This is a genomic window from Methylobrevis albus (genome assembly GCF_015904235.1).
In the GTDB taxonomy this organism is placed as follows: domain Bacteria; phylum Pseudomonadota; class Alphaproteobacteria; order Rhizobiales; family Pleomorphomonadaceae; genus Methylobrevis_A; species Methylobrevis_A albus.
On record NZ_JADZLT010000049.1, the window covers coordinates 503,115 to 516,559 of the forward strand.

Annotated in this window: 12 protein-coding genes; 7 read left to right on the plus strand and 5 right to left on the minus strand. The window is 71.5% G+C overall.

The genetic code is table 11. The features are described from left to right. Positions 1–17 precede the first annotated feature (17 nt). Positions 18–917 (minus strand): LysR family transcriptional regulator, encoded by a 900-nt coding sequence (locus tag I5731_RS09470; protein WP_197311095.1) that lies wholly within the window; start codon positions 915–917, stop codon positions 18–20. Positions 918–1,088: 171 nt separating this feature from the next. Here I5731_RS09470 and choX point away from each other — a divergent pair, with 171 nt between their 5' ends. The 3 genes from choX to I5731_RS09485 all read left to right on the plus strand — a co-directional run bounded on the left by choX (position 1,089) and on the right by I5731_RS09485 (position 4,196). Then, the gene (gene choX / locus I5731_RS09475) at positions 1,089–2,039 is read left to right on the plus strand and encodes a choline ABC transporter substrate-binding protein (protein WP_197311096.1); all 951 of its coding nucleotides are present in this window, start codon (positions 1,089–1,091) and stop codon (positions 2,037–2,039) included. A gap of 248 nt (positions 2,040–2,287) precedes the next feature. After that, positions 2,288–3,802 (plus strand): choline-sulfatase, encoded by a 1,515-nt coding sequence (gene betC / locus I5731_RS09480; protein WP_197311097.1) that lies wholly within the window; start codon positions 2,288–2,290, stop codon positions 3,800–3,802. A gap of 67 nt (positions 3,803–3,869) precedes the next feature. Beyond that, the gene (locus I5731_RS09485) at positions 3,870–4,196 is read left to right on the plus strand and encodes a YnfA family protein (RefSeq protein WP_197311098.1); all 327 of its coding nucleotides are present in this window, start codon (positions 3,870–3,872) and stop codon (positions 4,194–4,196) included. 16 nt (positions 4,197–4,212) lie between these two features. On the opposite strand, the gene I5731_RS09490 is transcribed toward I5731_RS09485, so the two are convergent. The 4 genes from I5731_RS09490 to pdxY all read right to left on the minus strand — a co-directional run bounded on the left by I5731_RS09490 (position 4,213) and on the right by pdxY (position 7,659). Next, a complete protein-coding gene (locus tag I5731_RS09490) occupies positions 4,213–4,992 on the minus strand; it encodes a universal stress protein (RefSeq protein WP_197311099.1) in 780 nt (259 codons plus the stop codon). Between the two features lie 163 nt (positions 4,993–5,155). Then, a complete protein-coding gene (locus tag I5731_RS09495; protein ID WP_197311100.1) occupies positions 5,156–5,818 on the minus strand; it encodes a carbonic anhydrase in 663 nt (220 codons plus the stop codon). Positions 5,819–5,998: 180 nt separating this feature from the next. Next, positions 5,999–6,751, minus strand: a complete 753-nt coding sequence (locus tag I5731_RS09500; protein ID WP_197311101.1) for a DUF429 domain-containing protein — start codon at positions 6,749–6,751, stop codon at positions 5,999–6,001. After that, positions 6,748–7,659: a pyridoxal kinase gene (gene pdxY, locus I5731_RS09505; RefSeq protein WP_235981651.1), complete on the minus strand. Its 912-nt coding sequence runs from the start codon at positions 7,657–7,659 to the stop codon at positions 6,748–6,750. Before pdxY ends, I5731_RS09500 begins: the two co-directional genes overlap by 4 nt. Before the next feature lie 242 nt (positions 7,660–7,901). On the opposite strand from pdxY, the gene I5731_RS09510 reads away from it, so the two are divergent. From I5731_RS09510 to I5731_RS09525, 4 genes are all read left to right on the plus strand, one after another. Further along, positions 7,902–10,112: a primosomal protein N' gene (locus tag I5731_RS09510; RefSeq protein ID WP_197311102.1), complete on the plus strand. Its 2,211-nt coding sequence runs from the start codon at positions 7,902–7,904 to the stop codon at positions 10,110–10,112. 226 nt (positions 10,113–10,338) lie between these two features. Further along, the gene (locus tag I5731_RS09515) at positions 10,339–10,899 is read left to right on the plus strand and encodes a F0F1 ATP synthase subunit delta (protein ID WP_197311103.1); all 561 of its coding nucleotides are present in this window, start codon (positions 10,339–10,341) and stop codon (positions 10,897–10,899) included. Continuing rightward, entirely contained in the window at positions 10,899–12,428 is a 1,530-nt protein-coding gene (atpA, locus tag I5731_RS09520) for a F0F1 ATP synthase subunit alpha (protein WP_197311104.1), read from the plus strand. Before I5731_RS09515 ends, atpA begins: the two co-directional genes overlap by 1 nt. A 116-nt stretch (positions 12,429–12,544) precedes the next feature. Continuing rightward, positions 12,545–13,426: a F0F1 ATP synthase subunit gamma gene (locus I5731_RS09525; RefSeq protein WP_197311105.1), complete on the plus strand. Its 882-nt coding sequence runs from the start codon at positions 12,545–12,547 to the stop codon at positions 13,424–13,426. Positions 13,427–13,445: the final 19 nt, after the last annotated feature.

The window sequence follows — 13,445 nt, forward strand, 5'->3', positions numbered from 1 at the left end:
GGCCCGCGACGTGCGGCTCAGGCGTCGCCCTCGGCGGCGGCGAGGATCCAGTCCTCCAGCACCGCCGCCGGGCCGTGGCGGTCGGCCGAGCGCAGCAGGAAATAGCCGCGGTCGGGCCGGACCAGCGGCGCGCCGACCCGGACCAGCGTGCCGTCGGCGAGATGGCCGTCGACGAGGCCGGTCCAGCCGAGCCCGACGCCCTGCTCGGCGAGCATCGCCTGCACCACCATCGGATAGGTGTTCAGCGCGAGGTCGCTGCCGGAATGGCGGCGGTCGATGCCGAAGGCTGCGAACCAGTCGCGCCAGCCGTACCAGCGCGGCCGCGGCGTGCTGTCGAGATGCAGCAGCGGCGCCGCCGCGATGGCGCTTGGCTCGGCGAGGGGTCCGTGGCGGCGCAGGAAGCCCGGCGCGCAGACCGGGAACACCTGCTCGGGGATCAGGAGCCTGGCGCCGGGCGGAAAATCCGCCGCCGCCCCGAACAGCACCGAGGCATCGACGAAACCCTCCGGCCCGGTGTCGACGAAGGGCGAGGCGACGATGTGCACCTCGATGCCCGGCTGGGCACGGCGGAAGGCGGCAACGCGCGGCATCAGCCAGAACGAGGCGAAGCCGTAGTCGGTGAAGAGCCGCACCACCGGCGAGCGCGCCTGGCGGCGCAGATCGCGTACCACGGCGTCGACGTCGCGCACCGCCGCCGCGGCGGCGCGGTACAGCGTCTCGCCGGCCGGCGACAGCCGGCTGCCGCGGTGGCCGCGCACGAACAGCGCGACGCCGAGTTCTTCCTCGAGCCGGCGGATCTGGTAGCTCACCGCCGGTTGCGACAGGCCGAGCGCCTCGGCCGCGGCCGTCAGGCTGCCGAGCCGGCCGGCTGCCTCGAAAACGCGCAGAACGCCGACGTCGAGGTCACGGAACGCCATAAAATTCCTTGATGGCAACGATTGAAAAGCAGCGGCTTCACAGGGTGAGAAACTTAAGCGTCTGATGGGAGCCACAGCAAGGCCGCAGCGGACCGACCCCCGGTTTTCCGTGAAGCGGCCTGCCGGCCGCCGTCACGCCGATGTCCGCCGCACCGAGCAGGGGAAGCCATCATGACCCAGACCCTCCGCCGTCTCGTCCTCGCCGCCGCGCCCGTCGCGCTGCTCGCCGCCGGCCCGGCCCTCGCCGCCGACGCCGAGAGCTGCAAGACCATCCGCATGTCCGATCCGGGCTGGACCGACATCACCTCGACCAACGCCATCGCCAGCGTCGTGCTGGACGCGCTCGGCTATACCGCCGACATCAAGACGCTGTCGGTGCCGATCGGCTACGAGGCGATGAAGAACAAGGACACCGACGTGTTCCTCGGCAACTGGATGCCGGCGCAGCAGTCGTTCATCGACGACCTCAACGCCGCAGGCGCGATCGAGGTGGTGACGAAGAACCTCACCGGCGCGAAGTTCACCCTCGCCGTGCCGAGCTATGTCGCCGAGGCCGGGGTCAAGGACTTCAACGACCTCGCCGCCAACGCCGACAAGTTCGGCAGCGAGATCTACGGCATCGAGCCGGGCGCGCCGGCCAACTCGAACATCCAGAAGATGATCGACGCCGGCGACTTCGGCCTCACCGGCTGGAAGGTGGTCGAATCCGGCGAGCAGGCGATGCTGGCGCAGGTGGCGCGGGCCGGCCGCTCGCAGGACTTCGTCGTCTTCCTCGCCTGGGCGCCGCACCCGATGAACGAGGTGTTCGACCTCACCTACCTCTCCGGCGGCGACGCCTACTTCGGCCCGAACTTCGGCGGCGCCGAGGTCTATACGCTCGCCCGCACCGGCTGGTCGGCCGAGTGCCCGAATGCGGCGACCTTGTTCCGCAACCTCGTGTTCGAGATCGGGCTCGAAAACGCCATGATGGGCCGGATCCTCAACGACGGCACCGATCCGGAGGCCGCCGCCAAGGCCGAGCTGAAGGCGAACCCCGCGGTGCTCGACGCCTGGCTCGCCGGCGTCACCACCTTCGACGGCCAGCCGGGGCTCGACGCGGTGAAGGCCGAACTCGGGCTCTGAGGGGATTGATGGGGGGCGGTGTCCGGCTGTTGCGCCGCGCCCCCTCATCCGGCCTTCGGCCACCTTCTCCCGCGAGGGGAGAAGGGGAGTTTGGCCGACTCCGCGATCAATGACCTCTCCGCAAGACCCATTCTCCCCTTGCGGGAGAAGGTGGCCGCGCAGCGGCCGGATGAGGGGTGCAGCCTCGCCGCGCAATCCGGCCCAGCCCGCACGTCATCCAGACCAGAAAACTCCGCGAAAGCCCGTCGATGACCCGCCCGAACGTCCTCATCCTGATGGTCGACCAGCTGAACGGGACGCTGTTCCCGGACGGGCCGGCCGCTTTCCTGAAGACGCCGCATCTCGCGGCGCTCGCGCAGCGCTCGGCGCGGTTCGCCAATACCTATACCGCGAGCCCGCTGTGCGCCCCGGCGCGGGCGTCGTTCATGTCGGGCCAGCTGCCGAGCCGGACGCGGGTCTATGACAATGCCGCGGAGTTCGGCTCCGACATCCCGACCTTCGCCCATCACCTGCGCCGCGCCGGCTACCACACCTGCCTCTCGGGCAAGATGCACTTCGTCGGGCCCGACCAGATGCACGGCTTCGAGGAGCGGCTGACGACGGACATCTACCCGGCCGACTTCGGCTGGACGCCCGACTACACCCGCCCCGGCGAGCGGATCGGCTGGTGGTACCACAACCTCGGCTCGGTCACCGGCGCCGGCGTCGCCGAGATCACCAACCAGCTCGAATACGACGACGAGGTCGCCTACCACGCGGTGCGCAAGCTCTACGACCTGTCGCGGCGGCAGGACGAGCGGCCGTGGTGCCTGACGGTGAGCTTCACCCACCCGCACGATCCTTATGTCGCGCGGCGGCGCTTCTGGGACCTCTATGCCGACTGCCCGGCGCTCGATCCGGTGGTGCCGCCGATCCCGTTTGAGGAGCAGGATCCGCACGCACAGCGGCTGATGCTCGCGAGCGACCATGCCGCGAGCCCGCTCACCGTCGAGGACGTGCGCCGCTCGCGGCGGGCCTATTTCGCCAATATCTCGTATGTCGACGAGAAGATCGGCGAGATCCTCGACGTGCTGGAGCGCGGCCGCATGGCCGAGGACACCATCGTCGTCTTCGTCTCCGACCACGGCGACATGCTCGGCGAGCGCGGCCTCTGGTTCAAGATGAACTTCTTCGAAGGCTCGGCCCGGGTGCCGCTGATGATCGCCGCCCCCGGCCTGCCGGCCGGGCGGGTCGGCGCGCCGGTCTCGACGCTCGACGTGCTGCCGACGCTCGCCGACCTCGCCGGCCTCGACCTTGGCGAGGTGATGCCGTGGACCGACGGCGAGAGCCTGGTGCCGCTGGCGCGCGGCACCGGCACCCGGTCGGCGGTGCCGATGGAATATGCGGCGGAGGGCTCGGTCGCGCCGCTGGTGGCGCTGCGCGACGGGCGCTGGAAGCTGGTGCTCTGCGAGGCCGACCCGCCGATGCTGTTCGATCTCGAGCGCGACCCGCACGAGCGCGACAACCGCTTCGGCGATCCGGCGGCGGCGAAGGCGCTCGCCCGGCTCGAGGCGGCCTGCGCCGCGCGCTGGGACCTCGCCCGCTTCGACGCCGAGGTGCGCGCCAGCCAGGCGCGCCGCCACGTCGTCTATGCGGCGCTGCGCAACGGCGCCTATTACCCGTGGGACTACCAGCCGCTGCAGCGCGCCTCCGAGCGCTACATGCGCAACCACATGGACCTGAACATCCTCGAAGAGTCGCAGCGCTATCCGCGCGGGGAGTGAGCCGGCGTGGCCGCGACCCGTCGCCTCCGGCTAGACTTCGCTGCGGAGACAGCGAATCGGGGGCGGGATGGCGACGGTCGGCTGGTATGGGCTCGCGGCGCTCGGCGAGATCGCGGGCTGCTTCGCCTTCTGGGCCTGGCTGCGGCTCGACCGGTCGCCGCTCTGGCTGCTGCCGGGCATTGCGGCGCTCGCGATCTTCGCCGTGGCGCTGACCCGGGTCGACAGCGATCACGCCGGCCGTGCCTATGCGGCCTATGGCGGCGTCTACATCGCCGCCTCGGTGCTGTGGCTCGCGATCGTCGAGCGGCAACCGCCGGATCGCTGGGACCTTGCGGGCACGACGCTGGCGCTCGCCGGCGCCGCCCTGATCCTCTGGGGACCGCGGCCGGCCTGAACGCCGCCACCGCGCCTCAGTGCGCCATGAACACCGGCAGTTCGGCGTTGGCGAGGATGTGGCTGGTGGCGCCGCCGAAGATCAGCTGGCGCAGGCGGCTCTGGGTGTAGCCGCCCTTGACGAGCAGGTCGACGCCGCGCGCGGCGCATTCGGCGAGGATCGCCGGGCCGTTGGCGAGGGTGGTGTCGGAGGGGGCGATCGCCTCGGCCGCCAGATCGTCGCGGCGCAGGGCTTCCGCCATTTGCTCTGCGTCGGGGCCGGGGGTAGTGCCGGGCAGGCCGAGCACGAAGATCTTGCTCGCCCGGCGCAGCAGGGGCTTGGCGAGCGCGACCGTGCGCGCGGTCTCGGTGGCGCGGTTCCAGGCGATCAGCACGGTCTCGCCAATCGTCTCGACCGGCTTCGGCGGGGCGATCAGGATCGGGCGGCCGCTTTCGAACAGCACCGCTTCCAGGGTCGCGCGGCGCGGCTCGCCGCTGCGGCTGCCCGGGCGGCCGACGACGGTGACGTCGAACAGGCGGGCGAAGGCGCCGACGTCGCCGTCGTCGAGGCGGCCGGCCCAGCCGATGCGCGGCGGCGGCAGGTCGGGCTCGTCGCGCATGCGCGCGGCGACGAACTCCTCGAAGAGATTGCGGGCGGCGACCTCGGCCTCGGCGTCGTTGCCGTCGTCGTAGCGCACGGTGTCGATCGGGATGTCCGACACCACGAGATCGGCGAAGCGCGGCAACAGGGCCGCGCCCTCGAGATGACCGCCGAAGCGCCCGGCGAGCCGCCATGCGGCCGTCAGTACGCTCGTCATGGCCCCGGACTGTTCCACCGGAACGAGGATGTTGCGCATGGCTGGCTCCCCTCTCAACCCTGCCGGCCCACCGCAGTGCCGGCACAGTCATGCTACCGCGTGAGCGCGCATCCCGCCATCACGTCCGCTGCCGGCTTGCACCGGACGGCGGGGAACCGGCCGGTCAGCCGTTCATCACGACGAACTCGTCGGCCTGGCGGTCAAGCACGTGCAACTCGCCGAGGCCGACGTCGAACCAGGCGCCGTGCAGCGTCAGCTTGCCGCGGGCGGTCAGCGTCTGGATGCAGGGGAAGGTGTCGAGATTGGCGATGGAGCGGCGGATCACGTCGTGCTCGAGCAAGGTCTGGCGCCGGGCGGGATCGGGCTCCGGGCCGTTGCGCACGCGCTCGGCATCGGGGGCGACGAGCGACATCCACTTGCCGATGAAATCGGTCGAGGTCAGCGGCACGTACTCGTTCAGCGCGGCGTGCACGCCGCCGCAGCGGCCGTGCCCCATCACCACGATGTGCTTGACCCTGAGCGCCACCACCGCGAACTCGAGCGCCGCCGAGGTGCCGTGCAACTCGCCGTCGGGCGTATAGGGCGGCACCAGATTGGCGACGTTGCGCACCACGAACACCTCGCCCGGACCGGCGTCGAAAATGACCTCCGGCGAGACGCGGCTGTCGCAGCAGCCGATGATCATGATCTCCGGACGCTGGCCGGCCTCGGCGAGCGTCTGGAAGCGGCTCTGCTCCGTGGGGAAGCGGCCGTCGCGGAACGACCGGTAGCCGTCCTGCAGGCGGGTCGGGAAGCTCGCGGGGAGTGGACCGGCGGGAACCGTCATGGTCGGGCGACCTCTCGGAATTCGGGGTGATGTCCGGCTTCGGCGCCAAGCAAGTTCCGCACCGCGGCTTTCACACCGCGGCCGGCGCCGGCTCCGACATATGCGGTCGGCGTGCGGCGGGCAAGCGGCAGGTCGTCGCTGCCGCCGGCCGGGCGATCTGCACGCTGCCGGCGGCGCGCCTCAGGCGTGGATCGCGATGCGCAGGCCGCGGGCGTCGCGCAGGTCTTCGGCCGGGAAGGCCTCGGCGGTGCCGGCGAGAATTCGGCCGGCGATCACCGCGCAGACGCAGGCGTCGACATAGTCGTCGAGCGCCGCGCCGCGCGGCGGCCGGGCGGCGAGGAAGGCCGGGTCGAAGCCGTGGCGGGCGAGCAGGGCGCGCCGCTCGGCGATGCCCTCCGGGTTGACGGCGCCCTTCACCTTCTTCGGCGTCGCCATCGGGCGGCCGCCGGCGAGGCGCCAGAAGGCGACTTCGGGGTGCACCTCGAAGACGCGGTCGCGGAGGCCGGCGTCGGCGACGAGCAGGGCGTCTATCTCGCGGATCTTCGGGAAGAGGTGAAACGCCTGCTTCGACACCTTGCGCGGCGGCTCGGAGGTGGCGAGCGCCGCGGCGCAGGCGGCGGCATAGTCGGGGGCCTCGACGGCGGAACGGGCGGGCACGGAAAAGACGCTCGACTGGCGGGGGCCGAGCAGCGGCCGCACCAGCCGCTCCGGGCCGCGCCCGCCAGGGCCGATCCGCTCGGGCAGGCCGATCGGCATGTCGACGGCGACCACCGCGGGCTGCTCGGGGCCGTCCAGCACATCGCGAAAGGTCTTCACGACACGCACGCTCGGCGTCCCGCTGCCGTCCGCGCGCCGGAACACCGCGATCCAGCCGCCGGGGCAGCCGTCGACGCCGGCGACGACCGGCGCCGCGGCGTTCGCCGCCCCGCTCACGGCTGCGGCGCCGGCCGCCGCGGCGCGGCGACGCGGCGGATGTCGACCATCGCCATCGGCCGCACCAGCGCGGACTGCTCGATGGTGAGGGCGAGTTCGTCGGCGCCGGCGCGGGCCGAGCGCACCAGCACCTCGAAGGTCGCCGCGACGGCGTGGGCGAGCGCCTTCTCGTCCGGCATGCCGATCACCAGGCGCTGCAGCAGCAGCGCGGCGAAGAGGTCGCCGGTGCCGCTCGGCGCACCGGCGACGAGCTGGTTCTCGGCCGCGACAGCGTCGGTGGCCGAGACCAGCAGCGTCGCGATCTTGCCGCGCATCATCGCCGGGGCCGAGGTGACGGCGACACGGGCCGGGCCGAGGGTGCGCGCGGCCGCTACCGCCTCGCCGGGTCCGGCGACCGGCGCAGCGGTGAGCCAGGCGAGTTCGGTCATGTTCGGCGTCGCGATGTCGGCGAGCGGCAGCAGGCGGTCGCGAATCGCGGCGGCGGTTGCCTCGGGCACGTAGAGGCCGCCGGCGTCGCCGATCACCGGGTCGCAGAGGTAGAGCGCGGCGGGGTTGGCGGCCTTGACGGCGGCGACCAGCGCGGCGATCGGCCCGGCCTGGGCGGCGTTGCCGAGGTAGCCGCTGACGATGCCGCCGATCTCGCGAAGGCGCGGCGAGCCGGCGAGGTCGGCGCAGAGCGCGGCGAAATCCGCGTCGGACGCGACGATGCGGGTGCCGCGCCCGTGCCCCGGGTGCCAGGGCAGCAGCACGGTCGGCACCTGCCAGACCCGGTGGCCGAGCCGCTCCAGCACGAAGCCGGCGCGGCCGCCGACGGAGCCCCGCACCACCTGCGAGGAGATCACCAGCATGTCTGCGGACGGCGGCGGGCGCTGGGCCTCGGGCGGCGGGACGGCGAAGGGGTCTGTCATGCGGGGCGTCGCGTCGGAGGGGAGGGATCTCGATCCCGTCTTAAGCCAGATCGGCGCGCCGGTGTCACCTTTCGCCGAGATCGCCGGGATCGGCGCAAGGCGGCGGTCCGGGCCGGCCGCTCGCCGTGCCGCCGGCGCAGGGCAGGCGACCGCCGCGCCGGCGTCGCCTAAACTGCGGCACGCAGCGGCGATTCGACGAGGCGCCTCCGGCACCGCCTCCCAACGACAAGGACCTCACGCGCATGGACCTCCTGAGCGGGGAGGCGGACGGCGCCGCCCCCGCGGTGGTGCAGGTGCTGCTGCCCGTCGCCCTTGACAAGACCTACAGCTACCTGGCGCCGCCGGATCTCCGGCTGGTGCCGGGCAGCATCGTCACGGTGCCGCTCGGCACGCGAAAGCTGATCGGCGCGGTGTGGGCGTTCGGCGATCCGGCCGGCGTGCCGCTCAAGAAACTGAAGCCGGTGCTCGGCGTGCACGATGCGCCGGCGCTCGGCGATCCCTTGCGGACGCTGGTCGACTGGGTGGCGCGCTATACGCTGACCCCGCGCGGCATGGTGCTGCGCATGGTGCTGCGGGTGCCCGAAGCGCTGGCGCCGGAGCCGGCGGTGCCGGGGGTGCGCCGGGCCGGGCCGGCGCCGGAGCGGCTGACCGACGCGCGGCGCCGCGTGCTCGCCCGGCTCGAGGACGGTTTTGCCTGGACGCGGACGGGCCTTGCCGCCGCAGCCGGCACCAGCCCCGGCGTCGTCGACGGGCTCGTCACGGCGGGCACGCTGGAGGTGGTGGCGCTGCCGCCCGGGCCGCCGGTGCACCCGCCCGATCCCGATTTCAACGCCCGCGCGCTCACCCCCGACCAGGTCCGGGCGGCGGACGAGCTGCGCCGCGCCGCGGGCGAGGGCTTTTCCGTCACGCTGCTCGAAGGCGTCACCGGCGCCGGCAAGACCGACGTCTACCTCGAGGCGGTCGCCGAGGCGCTGCGGCGCGGCCGGCAGGTGCTGATCCTCGTGCCGGAAATCGCGCTGACGCGGGCGTTCCTCGAACGCTTCTCCGAGCGCTTCGGCGCCAACCCGGCCGAGTGGCACTCGGACGTTCCGCCCAAGCAGCGCATGCGGGTCTGGCGCGGCGTCGCCGAGGGGCGGGTGCCGGTGGTGGTCGGGGCGCGCTCGGCGCTGTTCCTGCCGTTCGCCGACCTCGGCGTCATCGTCGTCGACGAGGAACACGACGCCGCCTATAAGCAGGAGGAGCACGCCACCTACCACGCTCGCGACATGGCCGTGGTGCGCGGGCGGCTGGAGGAGGCCGCGGTGGTGCTGTCGTCGGCGACGCCGTCGCTGGAGACGCGGGCGAACGTCGAGCGCGGCCGCTATCGCCGCCTCGTGCTGCCGGCGCGCGCCACGGGGGCAGCGCTGCCTGAGATCGCGCTGATCGACATGCGGCGGGCCGGGCCGGAGAAGGGGCGCTTCCTCGCGCCGGGGCTGATTGCCGCGGTGCGGCGGACGGTGGAAAAGGGCGAGCAGGCGCTGCTGTTCCTCAACCGGCGCGGCTTTGCGCCGCTGACCCTCTGCCGGGCCTGTGGCCACCGCTTCCAGTGCGACAACTGCTCGACCTGGCTGGTCGACCACCGTTTCCGCGGCACGCTGTCGTGCCACCACTGCGGCCACACGGTGCGCCGGCCGGAGAGCTGCCCGGCCTGCGGCGCGCTCGACAGCCTCGTCGCCTGCGGCCCGGGCGTCGAGCGCATCGCCGAGGAGGCGGCGGCGGTCTTCCCGGACAAGCGGATCATCGTGCTCTCGTCCGACATGCTCGGCGGCATCCAGCGGCTGCGCGCCGAGCTGCAGGTGATCGCGGAAGGGGGCTGCGACATCGTGATCGGCACCCAGATCGTCGCCAAGGGCCACACCTTCCCGAAGCTGACGCTGGTCGGGGTGGTCGACGCCGATCTCGGCCTGTCGCACGGCGACCCGCGCGCCGCCGAGCGGACGTTCCAGCTTCTCGTGCAGGTGACAGGCCGGGCCGGGCGGCTCGGCGGCGAGGGCATGAGCCCCGGCTTCGGCATCCTGCAAACCTTCGCGCCGGAGCATCCGGTCATGGCGGCGCTGGTGTCGCGCGATCCGGAACGCTTCTACGCCACCGAGATGGAAGAGCGGCGCGCCGCCAGCATGCCGCCGTTCGGCCGGCTCGCCGCGGTGATCGTGTCCGGCACCGACCGGCCCGCGACCGAGGACCACGCCCGGGCGCTGGCGCGCGCCGCCCCGATGGCCGAGGGAATCGAGGTGCTGGGGCCCGCGGATGCGCCACTCGCGCTGGTGCGCGGGCGCCACCGGCTGCGGCTTCTGGTACAGTCGGGACGCGAGAGCGACCTCTCGGCCTACCTGCGTGCCTGGCTCGCCGCGGCGCCGCCGGCGCGCGGCAGCCTGGCCGTCCAGGTGGACGTGGACCCGCAGAGCTTCCTCTGAAACCGGCCCCGACTGCCGTATACGGCATGCGACGAATGGCGCGAAACTGCGGATATTGTGCTGCAGCAAGCGTGGTTGCGCCACTAGGAACCATGTGCTAGTTGAAGCGCCAACTCGTGGCGGGAGGGGCGTGACCAGCTCGTCACCTCGCTGAAAAATCAACGATATTTCAAAGTGCTGCGACGCCCGTCGCCGTGCTCTGGAAGCTTCGAGAGGGTCGGGGCCTTTGAGCGAGACAGATTCCGCCGTATCCGGTGTAGCCCAGCGCTACGCGACCGCCCTGTTCGACCTCGCCATCGACGGCGGAGCGACCGACGCGGTCGAGGCCGACGCCGTCCGGTTCGAGGGTCTCGTCGCCGAAAGCGCCGATCTCGCCCGCGTCGTCCGGTCGCCCGTCTTCACCGCCGACGACCAGCTCAAGGCGGTTTCCGCCGTGCTGGCCGCCGCCGGCATCGACGGACTGTTCGCCAACGTCGTCAAGCTCGCGGCGCGCAATCGCCGCCTCTCGGCCGTTCCCGACATCATCAAGGGCTACCGGCAGCTCGTCGCCGTGCATCGCGGCGAAGTCACCGCCGATGTCGTTTCGGCCGAGCCGCTCGCCGACGCCCATGCCGCCGAGCTCAAGGCGGCCCTGTCCGCCATGACCGGCAAGACGGTGGTGCTCGATGCGAGCGTCGATCCTTCACTGATCGGTGGCCTGATCGTCCGGCTCGGAAGCCGGATGATCGACACCTCGATCAAATCCAAGCTCAATGCGCTCAAGATAGCCCTGAAAGAGGTCGGCTGATGGATATTCGGGCCGCGGAAATTTCCGCCATCCTCAAGGAGCAGATCAAGAACTTCGGCCAGGAAGCCGAGGTTTCCGAGGTCGGCCAGGTTCTCTCAGTCGGTGACGGCATCGCGCGCGTCTACGGCCTCGACAACGTCCAGGCGGGCGAGATGGTCGAGTTCCCGGGCGGCATCCGCGGCATGGCGCTGAACCTCGAGACCGACAACGTCGGCGTCGTGATCTTCGGCACCGACCGCGACATCAAGGAAGGCGACACCGTCAAGCGGACGGGCTCGATCGTGGACGTGCCGGTCGGCAAGGGCCTGCTCGGCCGCGTCGTCGACGCGCTCGGCAACCCGATCGACGGCAAGGGCCCGATCGTCTACGAGACGCGCTCGCGCGTCGACGTGAAGGCGCCGGGCATCATTCCGCGCAAGTCGGTGCACGAGCCGATGTCCACGGGCATCAAGGCGATCGACGCCATGATCCCGGTCGGCCGCGGCCAGCGCGAGCTGGTCATCGGTGACCGCCAGACCGGCAAGACCGCGATCATTCTCGACACCTTTCTGAACCAGAAGGCGCTGAACCAGGGCACGGACGAGAGCGCCAAGCTCTACTGCGTCTACGTCGCCATCGGCCAGAAGCGCTCGACGGTCGCGCAGTTCGTGAAGTCGCTCGAGGAAGCCGGCGCGCTGCAGTACTCGATCGTCGTCGCGGCCACCGCGTCGGACCCGGCGCCGATGCAGTTCCTCGCGCCGTTCGCCGGCTGCGCCATGGGCGAATACTTCCGCGACAACGGCATGCACGCCGTGATCGCCTATGACGACCTTTCCAAGCAGGCCGTCGCCTACCGCCAGATGTCGCTGCTGCTGCGCCGTCCGCCGGGTCGCGAAGCCTACCCGGGCGACGTGTTCTACCTGCACTCCCGCCTGCTGGAGCGCGCCGCGAAGCTGAACGAGGACAACGGCCTCGGTTCGCTGACCGCGCTGCCGGTGATCGAGACCCAGGCGAACGACGTCTCGGCCTACATCCCGACCAACGTGATCTCGATCACCGACGGCCAGATCTTCCTCGAGACCAACCTGTTCTACCAGGGCATCCGCCCGGCGGTGAACGTCGGCCTCTCGGTGTCGCGCGTCGGCTCCGCCGCGCAGATCAAGGCGATGAAGCAGGTGGCCGGCACGATCAAGGGCGAGCTCGCGCAGTACCGCGAAATGGCGGCCTTCGCGCAGTTCGGCTCCGACCTCGACGCCTCGACGCAGAAGCTGCTCAACCGCGGCGCGCGCCTCGTCGAACTGTTGAAGCAGCCGCAGTTCTCGCCGCTGAAGACGCAGGAGCAGGTCGCGGTGATCTACGCCGGCGTCAACGGCTACCTCGACGCGATCCCGGTCAACAAGGTGCGGGCCTTCGAAGAGGGGCTGCTGCGCTTCCTCCGCGACAAGCACGCCGCCGTGCTCGACGGGATCTGGGCCGAGAAGGCGCTGACCGACGACCTGCGGTCGAAGCTCAAGGCCGCCATCGACAGCTACGCCAAGACGTTCGCCTGATCGAAGCCTCTCCGGGCCGGCGCGATGCCGGCCCGGACGCGTTGAAGCGGGGCCCTCCGGTCCCGGTTCGGCGGTGAGGAGCCCGGGTCTCGAGTTGCAGGGGAAGAGGAGCCGAGATGGCGAGCCTCAAGGAACTGAAGAACCGTATCGCCTCCGTGAAGGCGACGCAGAAGATCACCAAGGCGATGCAGATGGTCGCCGCGGCGAAGCTGCGCCGCGCGCAGGACGCCGCCGAGGCGGCGCGCCCCTATGCGACGCGGATGGCCGAGGTGATCGGCAACCTCGCGACGGGCTTTGCCGGGCGCGACGACGCGCCGGCGCTGCTCGGCGGCACCGGCAAGTCGCAGGTGCATCTCCTCGTCGTCGCGACCGCCGAGCGCGGCCTCTGCGGCGGCTTCAACGCCTCCATCGTGCGCCTCGCCCGCGAGCACATCCGCAAGCTGCTCGCCGAAGGCAAGACGGTGAAGATCCTCACCGTCGGCAAGAAGGGAGCGGATTCGCTGCGCCGCGACTACGGCAACCTGATCATCGACCGCGTCGAGCTGCGCGGCGTGAAGTCGATCGGCTTCGACAACGCCGCCGACGTCGCCGCCAAGGTGATGGCGCTGTTCGCCAAGGGCGAGTTCGACGTCTGCACCCTGTTCTATTCGCGCTTCCGCTCGGTGATCGCGCAGATCCCGACGGCCAAGCAGCTGATCCCGGCCAAGATCGAGGCCACCGCCACGCCGGCGACGTCCGGCACGGCGCTCTACGACTACGAGCCGGGCGAAGCGGAGATCCTCGAGGATCTGCTGCCGCGCGCGGTTGCGGTGCAGGTGTTCACCGCGCTGCTCGAGAACGCCGCGTCCGAGCAGGGCGCGCGGATGAGCGCGATGGACAATGCGACGCGCAATGCCGGCGACATGATCAACCGCCTCTCGCTGGAGTACAACCGCTCCCGCCAGGCGCAGATCACCAAAGAACTGATCGAGATCATCTCGGGCGCCGAGGCGCTCTGAACCGTCTTACAGAGACACG